The following is a 20,066-nucleotide window of genomic DNA, read 5'->3' as shown; positions in this document are numbered from 1 at the left end:
CGGCACCATCACACTCGCAGCCCTCACCATCTGGCTCCGAACATGATCCGAGAAACAGTGCCTAGGAGACCGCGGCCTGCGCGGGCTCCTCGTGGCGCGTCTGGGCAGGCACGTTGCCGCCCACGCCGCCGAGCACCGGGTCCGGCCCCGGCAGACCCGCGCGGTGAGCCTGGACGCCCGCGCGCACGGCCCAGAAGTAGAAGCCCAGGGCCGACACCCCGACCAGAGCGGTGTCGAGGCCGCCCGGGATCACCCCGTGACCGCCGAACTCCTTGCTACCGAGGGCCGACAGCAGGGACAGCCACAGCAGGAAGCCGGCCATCCACCACGCCGGCGCGAACTGGCGGCGCAGGTTCTCGCCCCGGCGACGCAGCACGACCGCCGCGATGGGGACGGAGAGCAGCGTGAGCAGGGTGACCTTGCCGGTGTTGGGCCACTTCGACCAGTACAGGGCGCAGGCCGCGAAGGCGAAGATGAGCGGGCAGAGGACCTTGGCGGCGGGGAGCCGGAAGGGGCGGGGCAGCTCGGGCTTGGTCTGCCGGAAGACGCCGACGGCGATCGGGCCCATCAGGTACGAGACGACCATCGCCGCAGACACGACGCTGGCCAGGGCCTCCCAGCTGTGGCCGATGGTCACCAGCAGGAGAACGGAGAAGGCCAGGTTGAGCCACATCGCGGGGCGGGCGACGCCGTACCTGGGGTGCACCTCGGCGATCTTCTTGGGGAAGAAGCCGGTGTCGGCGAGGTTCTGCGCCAGGTAGGCGGAGGAGGCGACGTTGCCGATGTTGGCACCGTTGGGCGAGATGAAGGCGCCGAACTGGAGCATGGTGACGACCCAGTGCAGCATCAGCAGCTTGGCGAGGTCGGCGAAGGGCGAGGCGAAGTTGATGCCGCTCCACCCGCCGGCCTCGGCGAGCTTCTCCGGCGGGACCGCGCCGAGGAAGACGACCTGGAGGGCCAGGTAGATCACCAGGCCGAGGGAGAGCGCGCCGACGAGGGCGAGCGGGATGGCCCGGCCGGGGTTCTTGGCGTTGCCGCCGAGGTTGACGACGGCCTGGAAGCCGTTGAAGGCGAACACGACGCCGGAGGCGGTGACGGCGGTGAGGACGGCGGACCAGCCGTTCGGGGCGAAGCCACCATGCGCGGTGAAGTTGTCCGTGTGGAAGCCCGAGGCGATGAGCGCGCCGACCGCGAGGACCGGGATGGCGAACTTGACCAGCGTCAGCAGGTTGTTGGCCCGCGCCAGCAGCTCGACCGACCAGTAGCAGGCGAGCCACAGGGCGACGGTGAGGAACAGGGCCATCGCGATGCCGGTGCCGGTGAGGCTGCCGTCGGCGACGAGCCCGCGGGCCCAGCCGTAGCTCCACGAGGACATGTACTGGGTGCCCGCGATGGCCTCGATCGGGATCAGCGAGGCGGTCGCGATCCACACGGCCCAGCCCGTGATGAAGCCGAGCACCGGTCCGTGCGAGATGGAGCCGAACCGGGCCATGGCACCCGGCAGCGGATAGGCGGCGCCGACCTCGGCGTAGGACATGGCGATCATGCCGATGAAGATCGCGCCGATCACCCAGGCGACCAGCGCGGCCGGGCCCGCGACCTGAGCCGCCTGACCGGCTCCGAAGAGCCAGCCGGAGCCGAAAATGGACCCCAGCCCGATCATGATCAGGGCGAAGAGGCTGAGGCCTTTTCGATTGGCCGCGCTCACATCCACGACGTGCATTCCGTTCTGCCGGAGACAAAGTCCGACGGCAGCCCGTGCACCTCTCAGGCCCTGCGACTGCCGCCCTTTTTCGTCGGCTCGCGCCGCAGGACGACATCGTCTTCCGGGCCGAACCCTCCAAACTGGACGGAATTCAGCCGCGCGCAGCGAGAAGCGGCCCGGCGGCTCTGCCGAAATCATCCCCGGGAGTGGACACCGGGCGGCTGCGCACGACGAACCTGAGGAATTCGATCAGCGGTGGTCCGGGCTCACTGGCGACGAGATCACCGAGGACGCAAAAGCGACGCCCGCCATCGTACGACAATCAACGGAACGTCTCCAATCGCCGCTGGTCAGCCCTTATTTCCGGCGTGGGCACGCCATTTCATGATTCCCGAGTGACTAAGCGCGTGCTTTCCGTAACTTTACCGAGCGAATTAGCGGAAATATTTTTCCGGATCCTGGTGATGCGGGAGAACGCCGGAGATCACCGGAGAGGTCCGGCGCTGGCGGCGACCGGCCCGGGCGACCGCCGGCGGCATGGCCCCGCCGACGCGCCTGGCAACCCTTCTGACAGAACGACAGGGCGTAGGCGGTGCCGCGTCACGAGACCCGGAGACCCGGACCTGCGGCGACCGCGCTCACCCGGGTGTAGACCGAAACCGGATAGTAGTGGCGCTCCACCCGCGGCGGCCGGAGTCGCGGTGGCGGCGAGCCCGGCCGGCCCTCCGTACGCGACAAACCCCTGCACCGCGTCACCGACGGACGGCGCCTCACGTACCGTCCGCCCGCCGGGCCGCGTGGCCCAGCCCTCGCGCGCAGGCACGGCAGCCCCCGCCGCGTGCCGAGAAGATGCGCAGCAGGACCTCCTCGGAGGGCTTTCCGCAGACGAGGCAGCGCTCGTGCCGCCCCCTCGACGGCGGTACGACGAGCCCTGCTGTTCCGGCCACGGGCAGATCCAGCAGGCTGCCCGAGCGCGGAGACTCTCCGCACATCAGGCAGAATCCCGGTGCCGGTCCCGGTTCCTCCGCCCGGCGCGGCCGGAGCAGCGGAGGCAGCAGCGGCTCCACCGCGGAGCCGCTCCTCGTGCTCAATGAGCTGCTCCCCACGACGCCACGGCGGTTGAGCATCAGGTCCATGCCGGTGAACTCCGTGAGGATGCTTACGGCCTGCGCGGCGGGCCAGGACAGCCCGTCCCCCGGGATGTGCCTGTTCCTCTTCGCCAGGTGGCCGTAACCGAGGTCTTCCATGGACACCACCAGGCCAAGCCGTTCGGTGAACAGCACGCCGAGCACCCTGGGTATGGGCTCCCGTGGGTCTCTCCGTTGTCGATCCAGCGGCGCACTCTGGAGACGTCGGTCGCCGCATGGGGGTGTCCCATGACGGCTGCCTGACGGTTCGCCATGCCCGCGAGCTCGGACCTGGTCCAACCCGTGAGCGCGACCTGAAAGATGGCAGCCATCCTCCCTGGTTGCACGCGCCGTGCTGTGGCCTCCTGTGGTGTTTCACCATCAAGACCGGGAAGAACGCGGGCAAGAACCCATCCGTCGCCTCGCTCTACCGGGCACTCGCCGACGCCGAGGACGCCGCGACGGACCACGGCCTGCCGCTGCGGCCCAAGCCCGTCCGCATCCGCCGGCCCGAGGACCCGCTCACCCCCGAGGAGATCGATCTCCGCGAACGCCTCCAGTCCCAGCCACACCCGAACACGGAGATCCACAGCTAGACCCCGTGACCATTCCCAGTGCCAACGGCTGACCGATGTTCCCCAAGGTCGATTACGCAGTGCTACATGTCCGTTCACCGTAGCTATTACGAGAACCAGGCCTTCGACGGTGTTGCGGTATCGGTACTGTCCGTGGTCGAAGGCTGGGGGACGGCGCCCGGCCCGTGAGAGTGGACACGCGCCGACGAGTCGGTTCAGATGGGGTGGACCTGGTCCGCCTGCGGGCCACGTTCCCCCTGGGTCACCTCGAACTCGACGCGTTGGTTCTCCTCCAGGCTCCTGTATCCACTGGCCTGGACCGCGCTGTAGTGGACAAAAACATCAGGACTCCCATCATCCGGAGCGATGAACCCGAAGCCCTTCTCCGCGTTGAACCACTTCACAGTGCCCTGCTGAGCCATGTCCCATCCTCCAGAGACCGAAGCCGAGCACCTGATCCGCACCCGGCAGGGGATCGATCCTGCCCTTGACCGTCAGGTCTTTAAACGTGCCTGCGCGGGTTCGTCCCGAGGCGAGCAGTCACCCCGGCCCCACGGCGACCCCTTCAGCGTCCAAGATCATCCCGTGGCGGCTTTTGGGCTCACCTTGGACCCCTGCCGAGACCCCCGCGAGTTCGCGGAAACCGAAGGTTCTTCAGTACGAACCCGAGGCTGTGGTGCCCTGGTTCTGGGGGATGGACCCGTGGGTTCGGGGTCGACTCACGGGGCCGGTTCTGCTTCGGTCCGGCCGTCAAAGGCCCTGTCCCGGGCGTGCACCGTCTTCCGCGCGCCCGGGACAGGTTTCTATCGGAAGGCCGGCAGGCTGCGTGCGACCCAGTCGCCGAAGGGCCTGGCCGGACGGTGGAGGACGTTCTCCACGTCGGGGCTGATCTCCTGCTCGGCCGGCAGCGGGACGCCGAGGACGTCCAGGGTGCCGCCGATGACCTCCTGCGGCATGAACTGCGCCATATGGGCGTGGGCTTCCTCGCGGGAGAGTTCCACGAAGGCCACCTCCTCGCCCAGGGCTTCGGAGACCACCGCGGCCTGCTCGCGCGGGCTGATGGCCTCGGGACCGGTCAGCTCGTAGGTGCGGCCCGCGTGGCCGTCCTCGCGCAGCGCGGCAGCGGCGACCTCGGCGATGTCCGCCGGGTCGATGACGGGCAGCGCCACATCTGCGAACGGGGCGAAGATCGTGCGCTTGGTACGGACCGACTCGGCCCAGGCGAAGGCGTTGGAGGCGAAGCCGCCCGGGCGCAGGATGGTGAAGTCCGCTCCGGACGCGTGCACGGCGGCCTCGAAGTCGCGCAGGCGGGTGTGTGAAAGGGCCTTGGGCCGGGTGGAGTTGAGCTGGGAGGAGAGCAGGACGACCCGTTTGACCCCGGCGGCCGTGGCCGCGTCCAGAAGGGCCTGCGGGTTCTCGCCGTGGCCGTTGAGCTCGCCGCCCAGCAGGATGAAGAAGGCGTCGGCGCCGTCGAGGACCGGCCGCATACTCGCGGCATTCCCGACATCGGCCCGGGCGTGCCGGACGCCGACCGGGAGCCTGGCGGACTGCTCCTGCCGCGAGACGGCCACGACCTCCTCGCCTGCCTCGGCCAGCAGCGGCACCAGCGTGCGCCCGATGTTGCCGGTGGCACCCGTCACGACGATCATTACGATCCCCCAAGTAAGTTAGTTGACTGACTTGGAAGGACCCTAGCACGACCTTTCCGCGCGCTGTCTATAGTTGGTCAGGTGACTGACTCAGTGAAGCCCCGGGCAGCGCAGGCGGCCGACAAGCGCCGACGACTCACAGCCGCGGCAGCCCAGGTCCTGCACGAGCAGGGCGTCGAACGGACCACCCTCGCCGACATCGCGCGCGCGGCCGACGTCCCCGTCGGGAACGTCTACTACTACTTCAAGACCAAGGACGAACTGGTCCAGGCCGCACTATCCGAGCACAGCGCCCACCTGGACCAACTCACCAACCAACTGGACCAGTTGCCCGACCCCCTCGACCGCCTCAAGGCCCTGATCGAAACCTGGGTCGCCCAGCGCGACACCGCCGCCCGCTACGGCTGCCCCACCGGCACCCTGGCCGTCGAGGTCGACAAGCGCGCGAACGGGACCCTGGACGCGGAGGCCGGCGCGGTGATCCGGCGGCTGCTCGACTGGGCCGGACACCAGTTCCGCGCCCTGGGCCTGCCCGACCCGGACGACCTCGCCGTCACCCTCATCTCCGGCTACCAGGGCATGTCACTCCTGGCCAACGCCCTGCGCGACCCGGACATCATGACCCGCCAGGGCGCCCGCCTCCTCCACTGGCTCGACTCCCTGCAGGCTCCCGGCCGGACTCCCTGACCCGGCGAACGATCATTGGCCAGACTTGCGTGTCCGCACGCTCCCTGCCCGGGTTCCCGGTCGTCCGGCTCCCCGCGGCCAACCCGAGCCCTCACCTTCGCCCCGATCGAAGAATGGCCGGAGATGGCGAGAACCCTTCAGAAATCCTGAAGTTACGTCACTCGACGAAGAACACCCGACTGAGGGAGAACCTCCTGGCCACAGGCACAGGGACTCAGCGGGGCTCAGGAGAACTCACGGGATGTCGCACAGCAAGATCAGGTGCTTAGCGCCAACGGCTGTACCGATGGTCCTACCGACGCCAATTGCATCGGATGCGAATACGCGACACCTGTCCTGGAGGTGGGTCCGGGACCGCGCGGAAATGACCCCATCAGGGACGTTGGCCTTGGAAGCACGGTAGCGGTTGCGGCACCGAGTGTCCGCGGGCCTCACTCCATCGGGCGATTGAACTGCGAAGACGCCCCCGAGTCGCATCCGATGCGAAATTCTCGCGTCAGATGCGATAGACGGAGAGTGATGGCAGATGGGTGGGGACGGCCTCGTTCCAGGTTCTGCTCGGCTGCACCTGATTGACGGGCTGCCGCTGCTGAGGCCGGACGAGCAGGTCTTCGAGGCGATGATCAAGGGCTGGCGCAACCAGCAGCTCGCCCGGAATCTCTCGCCGGGATACGTCGGTGACCAGGAACGCACGATCCGGGCCTTCACCAGGCATGCCGATGCCATGCCGTGGCAGTGGACGCCGCAGCACGTCGATGAGTGGTCGGCGGATCTGCGGGCCGTACACGGCTGCGTCCGCTCCACCTTGCGCAACTACCAGGGCTCCGTACGCCAGTTCTGCGACTTCCTGACCAACCCCGCCTACGGCTGGACCGACGAGTGCCTGCGGCACTTCGGGACCCACCCCGTCCAGGTGGTCTACGACTGGAACGCCGCGGCGCACGCCGACGAAGCCGAGGGCGAGCCGGAACGCCGGGCGTTCACCAGGCCCGAACTGGAAGCGTTCTTCGACCACGCCGACGAGGAGGTCCTGCGCGTTCGAGGCAAGGGCCGCAAGGGCTGGTTGCCGGCCTTCCGGGATGCCGCCTTGTTCAAGGTCGCGTACGCCTACGGCCTGCGCCGCAACGAGACCCGGATGTTGGATCTCACCGACTTCGGCCGTAACCCGGAGGGCCGGGAGTTCGGCGAGTACGGCACCCTGCTCGTCCGCTACGGCAAGGCCAAGAAGGGCTCGCCACCCAAGCGTCGCAGCGTGCTGACCGTCTGGCACTGGACACCCGGCACCGTCGAGGAATGGATCAGCGAGGTCCGGCCCGGGATGCGGCACTCGACCAGCCGGGCTCTCTGGCCCTCCGAGCGAGGCCCGCGAATCGGGCTCCAGCGGCTGGACTCCCGCTTCGCCGCCTACCGGGACGCCGTCGGCCTGGACCCCGCGCTGGAGTTCCACTCGCTGCGCAGGTCCTACATCACCCACCTGATCGAGGATGGCCACGACCCGCTGTTCGTCCAACAGCAGGTCGGCCATGACCACGCCTCCACCACTGCGATCTACACCTGCGTCTCCTCCGACTTCCGCACCCGCTCCCTGCGTCGCGTCCTGGACGCCACCATCGAGGCCGCTTTGCGGCCGGGAAGGACCTCCTGATGCCACGCCAGATCAGCTACCGATGGCGCCTGCGCGAGCTGATGGCCGCCCGCGGCATGTTCACCGTCGCCGAGCTCATGCCGCACCTGACCGAACGCGGCATTACGCTGTCCTCCTCCCAGGTTCACCGCCTGGTCTCCGGCACGCCGGAGCGGTTGTCCCTGCCGGTGCTGGCCACCCTCTGCGACATCCTCGACTGCACGCCCGCCGACCTGATCGCCACCTCGGCCCAGAACCTCCCGGCCCGCCGGGCGGCCGGAGAGGAAGCGCCGATCAACCTGGCCGCCCGGCGACCCACGCGGGTCCGGCTGACGCCGGAGGGATGAGTCGTGACGCCGGAGGAGTACGAGCGGTGGATGATCCGCGACTGCGCACGCTGCGGCCGTCGGGCCTCGAAGTCCGCTGAGTGGTCGGACGGTCCGATCTGCCGGACTTGCTACGACCGCGCCATGCGTGTCCGCGGCTGCTGCCCCGGCTGCCGAGCCGACCGGCTGCTGCCAGGTCGGAACGCGACCGGCACGCCGATCTGCCGCGACTGCGCGGGCATCGTCCGCGACTTCTTTTGCGACCGCTGCGGCTTCGAAGGGTTGCTCCTCGGCGGACGCCTCTGCGAACGCTGCACCCTCGCCGACACCCTCGGTCGACTCCTCGACGACGGCACCGGTCACGTTGCCGCTTCGCTGCAACCACTGGCCACCTCCCTGCTGGAGATGGACCGGCCCAAGAGCCGCCTGATCTGGCTCCGCAGCCCCAACGTCGTCCGTCTCCTCCGGGGCCTGGCCACCGGCAGCATCCCGCTCACCCATGACGGGCTACACCAGGAAACACCCTGGCGAACCGTCGTCCACCTGCGTGACTTGCTGATGGACAGCGGTGTCCTGCCACGTGTCGACCGGCAGCTTCTGCTCTATCAGCGCTGGCTGGCCGAGCGGCTCGCCACCATCGAGGATCCCGAACACCGGCGACTTCTTCAGCACTTCGCCACCTGGCACCAGATGCGGCGCCTGCGGAGCAAGGCGGAGAAGGGACCGCTGGGACGCTCCCAGACCAACCAGACGAAACAGGAGATCACCCAGGCCGGCGCCTTCCTCGCTCAGCTCGCCGACCGAGGCCGCACCATCGAACACTGCCAGCAGGCTGACCTCGACGCCTGGCACACCGAGAAGCTGGCCACCCGTCGCCCGGCCCAGACGTTCCTGCGCTGGTGCATGAAGACGGGCCGGATGCCCCGCCTCGCCCTGCCACCCCAGGTCGTCAACCAGGACCAAACACCCCTGCACCAGCACCACCGACTCGCCGTTCTCCGGCGGGTAATCAACGACGACTCCCTGCCCCTACGGGTCCGGATCGCCGCCGCACTCGTTCTCCTCTACGCGCAACCCGTCACCCGCATCGTCCGCCTCACTGTCGACGACGTCATCGACGACGGGACCACCGTCACCGTCCGGTTGGGAGACCCGCCGTCCCCGCTTCCGGAGCCCGTCGCTGACCTCATGCGGGCATACGTCCAGTCCTGCCAGCACCTGCCCTACGCCAGCAGCAGGAGCTCACAGTGGCTCTTCCCTGGACGCCAGCCCGGCCAGCCGATGAACCCGGTCAGCCTTCAAGTCCACTTGCGCGAGATCGGCGTCCCGCCACAGCGCGGCAGGACTTCCGCAATCCGACAGCTCGTCCTCCAAGCCCCGGCCCCCGTCATCGCGAAGGCCCTCGGTTACCACGACAAGACAGCCACCCGCCTGGTCACCGAAGCCGGAGGAACCTGGAGCCGATACGCCCCCGGCGACCACACACGGCAACCGGCGACTCGACCATCAAGGAGTATCGGTCGTCCCCGCACCTGATCCGGAGCGGCCGTTGCTTGCTCGGGCCCACGGAATGCGAGATCGCAGAGCCGCGAGCCGACTCGGATCTTCACGAGGCATAGCGAAGCCGAACGGCGGCGGGGGCTTGAGCCCAAGTTCCCTGCGGGCAGCCACCAGGAAGGCATGATGCGCCTTGGCGAATGATTCATAGAGGTCCCAGCGCTTCTCTCCTGCGCTGTTCCCTTGTTCGAGCCGGTTGCAGTAGTGCAGTCGAATCGCATCGGCAGCGTGAAGTGCGTCGCGAGCTGCCCTGATGGTCTCCGGGCGGGCGAACACCTCCAGCTTGTTCAACTGCAACATGGCTTCCTTCGCCTCGTCCATCCCGTGATCGCCACGACTATCGGGCGGCAAGACGTCCCAGTCGATCTCCCACACTTCCCTCATGAAGCGAAAGCAGGCATCGCCGAACGCCTCAATGACCGCAGGCAGGTGTTGCCACGCCTGCTTGTGACTCTCCTGTCGGCGGACAAGGTGAGCAGCAAGCGCAACGTTCACGACGCCGAACACGACTGCTGCCACTGCTGCGTAGGCACTCACCAAGGAGGCGGACATGTCGATAATCTACCGCCGCGATCGCAGGACGTGATCGGAGCTTACGGCCGCTTGGCGAATACGCGACACCTCAACATGCGAGCCCACCAGTCCCAAGGCCGATCGTCTCGGCGATCCCGCCTACGCCGCGGCCTTCCCATCCCGGCGCCGTGGACCCATCCTCATTCGGGGGGAACCGACTGCCGGAGGGGAACGGGATGAGGGGCCATCAGGGCCGGTCAGAGCAGAAGTCCGCGGGTGAACAGGGGCATGGTGGCGTGGCGCGCGCGTCATCCCCCGGGGTGCCGGGCGGCGGGCCGGCGGCAGTGCGGGCGCTCGCACTGCAACACACCGCCGGTAATGCGGCCACTGCGCTGCTGGTGCGGCGGTCGTCGGCAGACGGGGCGGCCCCCGATGCGCAGAAGCACACGGAGTGGCCCGGTTCGTGGAGGACGGAACTGGAGGAACTCCGGGAGGGGAAGAGCCTGTTGGGCCCCAGGAACGGGGCCTTCGGGCCGATGCTGGAGAAGTATCCGCAGGCCGGGGAACTCGCGGACAGTCTCAAGGCGTCCCTGCTCGACCCCGGGGCCGGCGCGGAGGAGGCGAAACAGCTCCTGCTGGACCTGTGGAAGGCGTGCCGCTCGGAGAAGGACAAGAAGGCGCCGGCTCGCGACGGTGTCCCGGGGCCGTCCCGGTTTCCGGTCGGTGTCTACAATGACCTGCACGAGCTCATCAACGCCAAGCGGCTGTGGCAGAGCGGCGACCGGCAGCTGCACCCGTGGCCCTTCAACGAGGGTGCGAAAAAGCCGGATTACGTGGTCGCGGACGCGTCGCCGGAGAGGGCGCAGGGAACCGCAGCCGAGTTCTATGCGAGCGCCGACCTGGTGGGAGACCACGTGAAGGTGACCGGCGCCAAGACCGTCGACGACGCCGTCGAGCGATTCGGGAAGAACGTGGGGGACAAGCTGCACACCTACGACGACAAGCGGGTGCGCGTGATGGTCGACCTCACGGACAACGCGGTACTGCGGAACGGCCCTCCGGCGGAGGAGCTCAAGCAGCGACTCTGCGCCCGCCTCAAGCAGCTCAAGCCGCCGGCCGACCGCCTTGTCCAGGTGGACGCGGTCCTGCCGGGGGCGGTGTTCACCTTCCGCCCTCAGGACTGGGCCTGACGGCCCTGGGCCCGGTATGCGGCCTCGGGTCCGGTACAGCCGCCGGCACTGAAAACGATCATGGTCCGATCGGTGTGAGCATGCTGACCCGGTTCTCGTACTCGCGGCGGGCCTTGCGCTGGACCGGACGACCAGAAGGCCCTGGGTGCCGTCGAGCGGATCACACCGGGCGCTGAGAGGGCGGTACGTGACCTGATGTCGGTTTCGTCGCCGCCTGAACGTGTGGCTGTGCGGACCTGTGGCGTGCCGCGGGGCTCGGCCGTGCTGGAGTGACTGCGTGAGTGACCGCATGCCCTGCAAGAGCGACTTATCCGACGAGCGGTGGGCGCTGATCGAGCCCGTGATCACTGCGTGGAAGGCCCAGCATCCCTCCGTCAGCGGGCACGCGGGCCGGTACGGGATGCGGGAGATCGTCAACGCGCTGCTCTACCAGAGTCGTACCGGCTGCCAGTGGGACTACCTGCCGCACGACCTGCCTCCGCGCGGCGCGGTGTACTACTACTTCGCCAAGTGGCGCGACGACGGCACCGACCAGGTCATCCACGACCTGCTGCGCTGGCTGGTCCGCGAGAGCAAGGGCCGCCTCGCCGATCCCAGCCTGGTGGTGCTGGATACCCAGAGCCTGCACGCGGCCGCCGGGGTGCCCGAGGACACGACGGGACTGGACGCAGCAAAAAAGTGCCAGGCCGCGAGCGTGGCCTGGCCGTTGATGTATTGGGCCTGGTGATCGCGGTGGTGGTGCCGGCCGCCTCCGCCCCACGGCAACGCCGCCGGCACCGCCCTGCTGGACAAGGTCGCCGCCGGGACCGGCACGGTCAGGAAGGCCCTGGTGGACCAGGGGTTCAAGAACACCGTCGTGGCCCACGGCCAGCAGGTGGGCATCGAGATCGAAGTCGTCGAGCGCAACCCGGCGGAGGTCGGCTTCGTGCCCCGGCCCAACCGGTGGGTGGTCGAGCAGACCAACGGGATCTTGATGCTGCACCGGCGTCTCGTCCGCGACTACGAGCACCGTCCCGCCACCGCCGAATCACGGGTGTACTGGGCCATAAGCGATGTGATGGCCCGTCGGCTGACCGGCACCTCCACCTCCTGGCGCGGCGCATGAGCGAGGACCCGCAGCACACCCTCGGCGCGCTGCTGGCCCGCCTGGAAGCCCGCGAACAGCAGATCGCCGAGCAAGCGGGGGCCGCCCACGAGAAGATCGCGGAACTGACCGCGCTGCTGAGCGAACTCGACCAGGCCACCGAATACATCAAGATCACACGCAAGACGCTCCTGGAACTGCCCGACGAGGCGTCCCCGCCGACACACGCGCCGACCACCACCGTGCCGGACAACGCGGCCTGCCGGCAGATTCTGGCGGTGTTCGCTGAGGCCGACGGTCCGCTGCGGGCACGGCACGTCTGCGAGGCGATGGACCTGGAGATCGTGCCGAACAACGTCAACAACGTCCGCACCAAGCTCAAGCGCCTGGTCCGCCGCGGCGTCCTGACCGAGACCGAGCCGGGACTGTTCACCCAACCACGACCGTAACCCCTCGACGAGTCCCCCGATCAGTCCGCTTGCCTCAATCGCAACGACGAACCAGACACCCCGCCCTCTGATAGCGCCGCTCGGCGAACATGAAGCGCAGCAGCATCACCACGGCCTCTGCCGCGTAGGAGCCCAGCAACTGCCCTGCCCCGACGGCTGGTTCGAGGCGGCCGTCGGGTGCCCGGCCCCCTGTCTACGCCACCGATCCACGCGCGGCCCATGCCAAACCCCCCATATCCTCGGTACCGCCTTACCCGCCACCCCGGAGGTATCCGATGACCAGCTCAGACACACCGGACCAGCCCGTCCCGCAGGCCGGCACGGCCGCAGTCCTGATGGAACGCCTGGCCGAACAGCTCGGTAGCCGGGCCTCGGTGACAGCCGTCTTCGGCGAACCCGTCACCAGCGGCGGAATCACCGTTATTCCAGTCGCCGAAATCGCCTTCGGATTCGCCGGGGGCACGGGCTCCGAAGCCGGAGCCGCCAACACCGGCGAAGGAGGGGGCGGAGCCGGCGCCCGCCCCCGGGGGTACATCGAGATCAAAGACGGCACCGCCACCTACAAACCCCTCCGAGCCCCCTGGGTAAATGTCGCCGTACCGCTCGCCGCCCTCCTGGCAGGAACCGTCGCCCCCCTGCTCGTTCGCCGCCTCGCCAAGCGCCGCCCTCGCTGAACAACTGAGGTTCTCGGTTGCCTCAACCGCAACGACGAACCAGACATCAACTCACGAACCGCCCTCTAAGAGGCGGTGGCATAGACCCGGTGGCCGGCCTTGCCGGAGTACGACATCCGCAGCGTGAACAACACGCACTTGCGACGCTGGCCGGCCAGGTCCAGCTCTTCAGGCGTCCATCGACCACGCTGGGGCTGACGAGAGGGAGACGCCGCGGCCGGCGGGGAAGAAGAGCACGGTGAAGAAGGCCGCGGCCAAGAAGACGGTGGCGAAGAAGCCCGCCGCAGGCAGTGCTGGGCGCGGCGCGGGGAAGCGGGCGACGGTGTGACTGAGCGCTCCAGTCGGCCAGTTGAGTATGCGGGCGGACAGGGTGGCTGCCGGTACGATCGGGCTCCGCACCTGGTGCAGGTGCGGAGCCCCGGTCGCTCAGCGGAACGGGCCGTCGTCGGCGAAGGCGTGCGCGGCGAAGCGTTTGCCCATACGGCGGTATGCGGCGGCGGTGGGGTGCAGGCCGTCGGCAAGGTCGTCCACCTCGTGCGGGCCGAGAAGTTCGCGTCCGTCGAGATAGTGCAGGTGGGGATCGCGTGCTCGCCGGGCCGCCATGATTCGGGCCAGTTCGTCACGGACCACCGTCAGCGACAACGCCCCACGGGCCACATCGGCCGGGTCGCCCAGGGCTGTGATCTTCCCGTCAGGGCCCATCGTGGTCGGGCCGGGAGTCGTGTCGAGTGCCGGACAGCTCACCGGGGATATCAGCAGCAGCGGGGTGTCGGGGTGGCCGTCCCGGATCGTGTCCAGGAATCCGTGCACCGCCGGGCCGAACGTCCGCAGCCGGAAGGTGGCCAGGCCCACGATGTTGATGCCCACCTTGAGGCTGATCAGGTCGGCGGGCATGTCGCGGATCGTCCGGGCGACATAGGGGTCCAGCATGGCGTTGCCCGCCTGGCTGAGGTTGATCACCTCCACTCCCCCGAGCGCGGCCGCCACCACCGGCCAGGTACCGGTCGGGCCGTCGGCTTCGAGGCAGTGGCTGATGGAACTGCCGTGGTGCACCCAGCGGCGCCGACCGTCCGGCAACGGTGCCAGCACCTCGCCGTCAGCACGCAGTGCCACCAGTTCCGTGGGAGTCTGCTGCGGCAGCCACAACTCGACGTTCTTCATGCCCATCGGCAGCCCGGCGAACCGCACGGTCCCCGGCTCCCCCGGGACCAGTCGCTGCGCGGCCCCGGGGGCCGCCATCCGCACCACATTGCCCATCGGTGCTTGCCGGCGCCCGGCGTGGGCACCGTCCACCAGCAGTTCCAGCATCCCGGTCGGGCGAGGTCTGGGATCGGTGTCGAGCTGCCCTGTGGAGGTGAGTACCTCGAACTCCAGCTCACGCGCATCAGTGCGGAACACCAGCCGCACCCCCGAAGGCATCACCGTCACCCCGTAGACCGACGGGTCCTGGTACTGCTCCTTGGTCCACGCGGGCAACCGGCGAGGCATCACCCCTGCCTGCGTCCTCTCCAAGTCCAGCGCACCCCGTATTTCCACCGGCCCGCCCACCAGTGGAAATGTCCGCATCGCCACCGTCACGACTCCCCAACGCTCTCAGGTCCGGATGCGTGTACGCACCCGCGAGTTCTCTACCGCCACCCTGGCACACAACCGACACGCTCAACTGGCCAAGCGCAACGCTCACTGGCCAACCGAAACACGCAGTCCACAGGCGGGTGGTCGGAAGACCAGCTGACCCTCAGAGGAATTCGCACAGGAGCGCGATCAAGGCAGCATTCCTGACTACCCCTACCCCGATGGTCTTCGGGCCGCCCAGCTGGATCTTCACCGCGCCGATGCAGAGCTCACCGCGCTGCTGGAAGGCCTGCCGTGGAGCGTCACCCCCCCCTGCCGGGCTGGAGCAGCGACCCCGAGCAGCGCGGCTACCGTAGTGAGCGCCCTGACAGCCCCGGCTGAACCCCCGGGCAGCAGGAATCCGTCGCCGCCCTGCGCTCGCGGGTCGTGCAGCTCTCTGAGGCTGTCGGCACCCACCCGTTCTGGGCCACGGTGGAGCGCGGCGAGGTGGTGAAGGCCCGGATGGCGCTCAAGCGCGTCCACGAGCAGGGCGAGGACGGCACGAGGCCGGTGTCGCGCCCGCCCACGTCTCGCGCCTCCCCGGCGTCTCCTACGAGGGCGTCCCGCGCCGCCGGCACCGTCCCTTCAGCGCCTGGGAGGACGTCAGCCGAACGGATCCGGCAGACGTCGTGATCGGCTGGCGTGACGCCCGCGTCCTGCGGCACGCGCCGGATCCGGCGGTGCGCGTGCTCTACATCGGCGACCGGGTCACCCCCGGCCTCGACGACGCCCCCGTGTGCGAGCTGGTCTTTACGGGCTCGCAGGCCGCGCACGACCGCTACCGCGACCAGGTGGCGCCCCGGTTCGGTTTCGTGGTCCACAGCTGCGGCCACACCGTCGACACCGACCTCCCCGCGGGCATCGAGCGCCGCCGCCGGCAGTGCGTGCACGCCTCCGCCCCCTACCGCGGCCTGGGCCCGCTGCTGGAGCTGTGGCCCCGCATCCGCGAGCAGGCACCGGCAGCATGCCGCACGAACATCGAGTCACGTGAGACAACCTCTAAGCCACCTCTACGCCTTGATTGGTGCGGCCGACCTGGCGGCCTGCTCGATCTTCGCGCAGTAGGCTGCACGGGCTTCCTCGTCGATCTGCTTCTCGTGTTCGGCGCGCAACCCGGTCCGGCCGTCGAGGCCTTCGCGCAGGATATCGGCGTGCCCGGTATGCCGGATGGACTCGCCGAGGACATGGACCATGATGGCGAACAGGTTCGTATTGGGATAAGGCTCCGGCCACCACGGCACGTGGCCGGAGGCGTCGAGGGGAAGCTCGTTGATCGTCGCGTCCGAGTGTTCCCACGTGCGCCGGTAGAACGCGATGATCTGATCGCGGGTCTCGTCCTCGGTCGCCCACAGGTCGTTGCCGTTGTAGTCCTGCCACCGGGGCAGCGGTTCCGGGGAAGGGCGGTCGAAGACCTCGCCGAAGTACCTGGCCTCGACGGTGGCCACGTGTTTGACCAGGCCGAGGAGGTTGGTCCCGGTCGCTGTCAAAGGCCGGCGGGCGTCGTATTCGGACAAGCCGTCGAGTTTCCAGAGCAGCGCCTTGCGGTCCCGCCGCAGTCTCCCGTGCAGGTTGTCTTTCGCGAATTCATCGATCATGCGGCATGAGCCTGCCATGGGCTGCTCGTGGTCTCAAGATCCCGTACGTGGTCCGCAACGACTGGCAGAGCCGAGGCCTGACCATGGCCGCCGCCCTGACCTGCTACAAGAAGCTCGCGAAACGTGCCACGTGAGACAACCTCTAAGACCGTGTCCTATGTGGCGAGGCGTCGTTGCTCCGGGCATGGGGCGGGGTACGTGGAGTTGGATTGTTCCAGACGGGCTGTGGGAGATCGCGAAGCCGCTGATTCCGCCGTCGAAGGTGCGGCCGCAGGGTGGAGGGACGCAGGACACGCTTGATGAGACGCTGTTCGCGGCCATCGTCTACGTCCTGGTCAGCGGCTGTGCCTGGCGGTCGCTGCCGCCCTGCTTCGGCATATCGAAGTCGACGGCGCATCGCCGGTTCCTGATCTGGTCCCGGGCCGGCGTCTGGGGCCGCCTGCACGAAGCCGTGCTGCACCGGCTCGGCGACGCCGGCCTCATCGACGTCACCCGCGTCGTCCTGGACACTGCCCACGTCAGGGCGAAAAAGGGGGCGAACACACAGGTCCGAGCCCCGTGGACCGGGGCAAGGCAGGTTCCAAGATGCACATCCTGTCGGACGCGAACGGACTGCCCCTTCTCGTCGGCGTCTCGGCCGGCAACATCCATGACAGCGAAGGGCTGAAGCCCATGATCGAGGGCCACCAAACGAGACACGACCCTCACCGCGGCCGCTACTTCAAGCCCCAGCGCCTTCACGCGGACAAAGCTTACGACCGTGCCGACCTGCGGAAATGGTTACGCGGCAAGCGCATCGGAGTCCGGATCGCACGCAAAGGCATCGAGTCCAGTAAGCGATTGGGCCGTCGCCGCTGGGTGATCGAACGCACGATGTCATGGCTGTCCGGCTACCGCAGACTCAGCCCCCGCTACGAGCGGAATCCCCGCAACTACCTGGCCTTCCTCGGGCTCGCCGCCGCCATCTGCTGTTACAAGCGCCTCGTCCGCCTCACCACATAGGACACGGTCTAAGCCCTCGGCTGATCCACCACTGATCGACCCGTGCCGACGGCCCCATCTTATGCAACAGGGGGCGTTCGGCCACGGGCACCGGTCCCCAAGGCTGGGCTCGGGGCAGAGACGCGGAAAGCCCCGCACGGAACCGGTAGGCCGGAGGTTCACGTGCGGGGCCGCGCTCACGGGGTGGGGGCCGTCAGACTGCGGTCAGGGTGTACGTACCCGTACCGTCCTGCCTGCCGCTGGAGTACTGGCGGATCAACTCCCCGTCCGCGTACCGGTCATGGCCCATCATGGAGCCGGTGTACTTGTTCTGCACGCCGATCTTCGAGCTGCCGGGTACGTCGCGGTAGATGTAGAACCGCTGGAGGTCGTCCTCCCCGCAGTTGGCCGTCGTCAGGTAGGCCTGCTCCTGGTTGGCGATGTTCGCCGGGATGGTCGCGCATCCGCCGTTGCCCCAGTTCCACAGGGACGCCTCGATGACCCCGTTGCGCTCCGTCACGTTGCACAGCCGCCAGTTGTCCAGGTGGGCGCTGAAGAAGGTGGATTCGCGCAGGCGGATGCCGTCGTTGGCCAGGAGCGGTGCGCTCCAGTTCAGGGGCTTGCCGGGGACGTCGATCTTGTAGACGGCGGATTGGCAGTTCAGGGCGGCCTGCGTGGCGGGGGCCGGGCTCCCGGTGGCCTTCACGCTCTTCTCAGCCTTGGCGGCATTCTCGGCCTCGTACCTGGCCTTGGCGGCCTCGGCCTTCGCCGAGGGGACGGGCCCGGCCGGGTGCTTCGCGGTGGCGGTGGCGGAGCCGCAGTCGAGGAGGTCCTGCGCCTTGCGCATGATGCTGCTGGCGGGGACCTTGTCCTCGCAGCGCACCGCGCCTTCTTCGAGGGTGGTGTAGGTGGTGTAGCTGCCGGTGTCGGCCCCTTCGATCCACTTCAGCGCCCAACTGCCGTCGCCCTGTTGGATGCGGTTGCAGTTGAGGCTGCCGTACGTACCGGTGACCTTCTTGGTGCCCTTGTAGAGGCCGTAATAGCCGGGATTGCCGAAGTTCCACGTGACGGACGTCGACGTGCTGCTGGTGGAGGTGTAGCTCACCTGCACGTTCAGGCCCAGGCTCGCGCCGACTTTGCCGAGGGTCTCGACGGCGAAGCCGCCTTCGACGTTGCCGGTGAGGCCGACGGACACCGAGATGGTCGTCTGGACGCTGGTGTTGACGGTCTGGGTACCGGTCGAGCCGCTGGTGACGTACCAGCCTTTGAAGTGGGTGATCGTCGGGGTCACCTCGGACGTTTTGATAACCGGGTGCCGCGTGCCGAGGTCGGCCGCCGTACAGGACTGGCCTGCCTGGGGCGCCTGCGCGGTGGCGGCGGGTGCGGCGGCGGCCGGCGAGGTCGCGAGGCCTACGGCGGTGATGGAGCAGGCGGCCGAGGCGGTCATGGCCATGAGTGCTCTGCCTATGCGGCTGGCGGGTCTTATCGGGCGCATCGTTGCGCTTCCCCCCTGTGGGTGGTGTGTGTTCGGTCAACGGGTGAACGTAGCGGCCACGCGGGTGGGGGTGTGAGCCTGCAACGGGTCAAAAATGATCGTGGAGGGGCTTATTCCGATCTGGCACGCGCACACACCGCGCCGCTTCGATCCGGGGTCACGAAAACGAGCCGGCCGCCTGCTGGCGGCGATAGCCTCGCTCGCCCTCACCGCAGCCCTCCTCGCCGGGGGCGCCCAACCGGCCGCCGCCGCACCCGCCAAGGCCGCCCCCAAGCGCTACGGCGCGTGCACAGCCACCGCCCTCGGCTCCGGCTCCGGCTCCGGTCCCACGGCACGGCATGGACCTGCACCGAGGTAGAGCCCGGCGCCCCCGCCAGCCGGGCTCGTGCCACCGCCACCGCCCGCAGCAGCCCGGCGGACCTGTGCGGCAAGCTGACCGACAACCAGGTCGAATCCACCCGCCACGCGTACTGCACACGGAGTCTGATCAGGTACAGGACCATCAACGACAAGAGGGAGGAGACCGGCCACGCCCTGGTCATGGTCGTGGCCGCCTCCCGGCTCAGCTCTTCGGCGGGCGATCACCCGTCACCGGGCGGAGATCCGTACGGCGTTCGGCTTCCAGGAGCCCACTGAGGAGGTCCAGGAGAAGCCGGCGGAGTGGCTGACGGCGGAGCTGTGCCCGGTGGAGCTGTCCCGGGAGCGCCTGGTCGAGGCGGTGGTGGCCCCGGTGCGGACCTCGTTCGTCTGCGACTACCTGGCCGACGTCGAGATGCGCCAGGAGATCGGCGAGGGCCTGCAGGTGGTCGAGAACTGAAACTCGGCGAACCAGGACCTGTTCTACGACAAGGACGGCGACCTGACCGGGGCGGACAAGGAGAGCCAGGAAGTCAGCATGCTGGCGCTGCACCTGCTGCACCTGCTGCAGTCGGCGCTGGTCTACGTCAACTCCCTGCTGATGCAGCAGGTGCTGGCCGATCCGCAGTGGGCGGACCGGCTCACCGACGCCGATCGCCAGCGCCTGTCGCCGCTGTTCTGGACTCACGTGAACCCGTACGGCCGGTTCGGGCTCGACATGAACAGCCGTCTCGAGCTCGCCCTCGCCACGCCCGTCCCGGGCCGGCGGACGGAAGAACCGCAGCACGCAGCCGCCGGGTGAAGCGTAGACGACGCGGCGGAGTGATTGAATCCGGCTGCCGTGGCTTCGACCACCCCGGGACT

Annotated in this window: 22 protein-coding genes and 2 pseudogenes; 16 read left to right on the top strand and 8 right to left on the bottom strand. The window is 68.6% G+C overall.

What is annotated here, in order from left to right:
• Positions 1-61: 61 nt before the first annotated feature.
• Both IE241_RS05355 and IE241_RS34760 read right to left on the bottom strand, forming a co-directional pair.
• Positions 62-1,714, bottom strand: a complete 1,653-nt coding sequence (locus tag IE241_RS05355) for an APC family permease (RefSeq protein WP_229898759.1) — start codon at positions 1,712-1,714, stop codon at positions 62-64.
• A 761-nt stretch (positions 1,715-2,475) separates the two neighbouring features.
• Positions 2,476-2,988, bottom strand: a complete 513-nt coding sequence (locus IE241_RS34760; protein ID WP_190020362.1) for a hypothetical protein — start codon at positions 2,986-2,988, stop codon at positions 2,476-2,478.
• 185 nt (positions 2,989-3,173) lie between these two features.
• Between IE241_RS34760 and IE241_RS05345 the strand changes: the two genes are divergently transcribed.
• The gene (locus IE241_RS05345; RefSeq protein WP_229898758.1) at positions 3,174-3,428 is read left to right on the top strand and encodes a hypothetical protein; all 255 of its coding nucleotides are present in this window, start codon (positions 3,174-3,176) and stop codon (positions 3,426-3,428) included.
• Positions 3,429-3,622: 194 nt separating this feature from the next.
• Here the strand turns inward: IE241_RS05345 and IE241_RS05340 are convergent, their stop codons facing one another.
• Together IE241_RS05340 and IE241_RS05335 are read right to left on the bottom strand one after the other, a co-directional pair.
• A complete protein-coding gene (locus IE241_RS05340) occupies positions 3,623-3,829 on the bottom strand; it encodes a cold-shock protein (RefSeq protein WP_190020361.1) in 207 nt (68 codons plus the stop codon).
• Between the two features lie 381 nt (positions 3,830-4,210).
• Positions 4,211-5,056 carry an SDR family oxidoreductase gene (locus tag IE241_RS05335; protein ID WP_190020360.1) on the bottom strand — a complete coding sequence of 282 codons (846 nt, stop codon included), beginning with the start codon at positions 5,054-5,056 and terminating at the stop codon, positions 4,211-4,213.
• 81 nt (positions 5,057-5,137) lie between these two features.
• Here IE241_RS05335 and IE241_RS05330 point away from each other — a divergent pair, with 81 nt between their 5' ends.
• The 4 genes from IE241_RS05330 to IE241_RS05315 all read left to right on the top strand — a co-directional run bounded on the left by IE241_RS05330 (position 5,138) and on the right by IE241_RS05315 (position 9,229).
• Positions 5,138-5,743, top strand: coding sequence for a TetR/AcrR family transcriptional regulator (locus IE241_RS05330; RefSeq protein WP_190020359.1), 606 nt, complete (start codon positions 5,138-5,140; stop codon positions 5,741-5,743).
• A gap of 526 nt (positions 5,744-6,269) precedes the next feature.
• Positions 6,270-7,388 carry a tyrosine-type recombinase/integrase gene (locus tag IE241_RS05325; RefSeq protein WP_190020358.1) on the top strand — a complete coding sequence of 373 codons (1,119 nt, stop codon included), beginning with the start codon at positions 6,270-6,272 and terminating at the stop codon, positions 7,386-7,388.
• Positions 7,388-7,714, top strand: a complete 327-nt coding sequence (locus IE241_RS05320) for a helix-turn-helix domain-containing protein (RefSeq protein ID WP_115069554.1) — start codon at positions 7,388-7,390, stop codon at positions 7,712-7,714. The genes IE241_RS05325 and IE241_RS05320 overlap by 1 nt, the downstream gene beginning before the upstream one ends.
• A 123-nt stretch (positions 7,715-7,837) precedes the next feature.
• Positions 7,838-9,229 carry a site-specific integrase gene (locus tag IE241_RS05315; RefSeq protein ID WP_190020357.1) on the top strand — a complete coding sequence of 464 codons (1,392 nt, stop codon included), beginning with the start codon at positions 7,838-7,840 and terminating at the stop codon, positions 9,227-9,229.
• On the opposite strand, the gene IE241_RS05310 is transcribed toward IE241_RS05315, so the two are convergent.
• A complete protein-coding gene (locus IE241_RS05310) occupies positions 9,200-9,802 on the bottom strand; it encodes a hypothetical protein (protein ID WP_190020356.1) in 603 nt (200 codons plus the stop codon). The genes IE241_RS05315 and IE241_RS05310 overlap by 30 nt on opposite strands.
• A gap of 467 nt (positions 9,803-10,269) precedes the next feature.
• Here IE241_RS05310 and IE241_RS05305 point away from each other — a divergent pair, with 467 nt between their 5' ends.
• From IE241_RS05305 to IE241_RS05290, 4 genes and pseudogenes are all read left to right on the top strand, one after another.
• On the top strand, positions 10,270-10,953 hold the full coding sequence (locus IE241_RS05305) for a hypothetical protein (RefSeq protein ID WP_190020355.1): 684 nt from the start codon (positions 10,270-10,272) through the stop codon (positions 10,951-10,953).
• 277 nt (positions 10,954-11,230) lie between these two features.
• A pseudogene (locus IE241_RS05300) lies at positions 11,231-12,058 on the top strand (IS5 family transposase).
• Positions 12,055-12,486: a hypothetical protein gene (locus IE241_RS05295; RefSeq protein ID WP_190020354.1), complete on the top strand. Its 432-nt coding sequence runs from the start codon at positions 12,055-12,057 to the stop codon at positions 12,484-12,486. Before IE241_RS05300 ends, IE241_RS05295 begins: the two are co-directional and overlap by 4 nt.
• 275 nt (positions 12,487-12,761) lie before the next feature.
• The gene (locus IE241_RS05290) at positions 12,762-13,160 is read left to right on the top strand and encodes a GerW family sporulation protein (protein WP_190020353.1); all 399 of its coding nucleotides are present in this window, start codon (positions 12,762-12,764) and stop codon (positions 13,158-13,160) included.
• 426 nt (positions 13,161-13,586) lie between these two features.
• Here the strand turns inward: IE241_RS05290 and IE241_RS05285 are convergent, their stop codons facing one another.
• On the bottom strand, positions 13,587-14,726 hold the full coding sequence (locus IE241_RS05285; protein ID WP_190020352.1) for a GDSL-type esterase/lipase family protein: 1,140 nt from the start codon (positions 14,724-14,726) through the stop codon (positions 13,587-13,589).
• 208 nt (positions 14,727-14,934) lie between these two features.
• Between IE241_RS05285 and IE241_RS35125 the strand changes: the two genes are divergently transcribed.
• Both IE241_RS35125 and IE241_RS35120 read left to right on the top strand, forming a co-directional pair.
• On the top strand, positions 14,935-15,228 hold the full coding sequence (locus tag IE241_RS35125) for a DUF8825 domain-containing protein (protein ID WP_506004930.1): 294 nt from the start codon (positions 14,935-14,937) through the stop codon (positions 15,226-15,228).
• Positions 15,162-15,407 (top strand): DUF8825 domain-containing protein, encoded by a 246-nt coding sequence (locus tag IE241_RS35120; RefSeq protein ID WP_506004928.1) that lies wholly within the window; start codon positions 15,162-15,164, stop codon positions 15,405-15,407. Before IE241_RS35125 ends, IE241_RS35120 begins: the two co-directional genes overlap by 67 nt.
• A 377-nt stretch (positions 15,408-15,784) precedes the next feature.
• On the opposite strand, the gene IE241_RS05280 is transcribed toward IE241_RS35120, so the two are convergent.
• Positions 15,785-16,369, bottom strand: coding sequence for a DinB family protein (locus tag IE241_RS05280; RefSeq protein WP_190020351.1), 585 nt, complete (start codon positions 16,367-16,369; stop codon positions 15,785-15,787).
• Positions 16,370-16,374: 5 nt separating this feature from the next.
• On the opposite strand from IE241_RS05280, the gene IE241_RS34590 reads away from it, so the two are divergent.
• Complete coding sequence (locus tag IE241_RS34590; RefSeq protein ID WP_268254340.1) at positions 16,375-16,503, top strand: hypothetical protein; 129 nt, start codon at positions 16,375-16,377, stop codon at positions 16,501-16,503.
• A 50-nt stretch (positions 16,504-16,553) separates the two neighbouring features.
• A protein-coding gene (locus IE241_RS05275) for an IS5 family transposase (protein WP_190020350.1) occupies positions 16,554-17,371 on the top strand; the annotation gives its coding sequence in 2 pieces (ribosomal slippage) (positions 16,554-16,896 and positions 16,896-17,371; 819 coding nt in all).
• Between the two features lie 193 nt (positions 17,372-17,564).
• On the opposite strand, the gene IE241_RS05270 is transcribed toward IE241_RS05275, so the two are convergent.
• A complete protein-coding gene (locus IE241_RS05270) occupies positions 17,565-18,803 on the bottom strand; it encodes a hypothetical protein (RefSeq protein WP_229898757.1) in 1,239 nt (412 codons plus the stop codon).
• Between the two features lie 327 nt (positions 18,804-19,130).
• Between IE241_RS05270 and IE241_RS05265 the strand changes: the two genes are divergently transcribed.
• From IE241_RS05265 to IE241_RS05255, 3 genes and pseudogenes are all read left to right on the top strand, one after another.
• The gene (locus IE241_RS05265) at positions 19,131-19,481 is read left to right on the top strand and encodes a hypothetical protein (RefSeq protein WP_190020349.1); all 351 of its coding nucleotides are present in this window, start codon (positions 19,131-19,133) and stop codon (positions 19,479-19,481) included.
• 49 nt (positions 19,482-19,530) lie between these two features.
• The gene (locus IE241_RS05260; protein WP_190020348.1) at positions 19,531-19,662 is read left to right on the top strand and encodes a Tn3 family transposase; all 132 of its coding nucleotides are present in this window, start codon (positions 19,531-19,533) and stop codon (positions 19,660-19,662) included.
• A 12-nt stretch (positions 19,663-19,674) separates the two neighbouring features.
• Positions 19,675-20,004: pseudogene (locus tag IE241_RS05255) on the top strand (Tn3 family transposase); the annotation flags it as partial.
• Positions 20,005-20,066 lie beyond the last annotated feature (62 nt).

The organism is Streptomyces hiroshimensis (assembly GCF_014650335.1).
GTDB classification, from domain to species: Bacteria; Actinomycetota; Actinomycetes; order Streptomycetales; family Streptomycetaceae; genus Streptomyces; species Streptomyces hiroshimensis.
The sequence above is the reverse complement of the archived record's forward strand: the minus strand, read 5'-3'. Positions and strand labels throughout refer to the sequence as shown.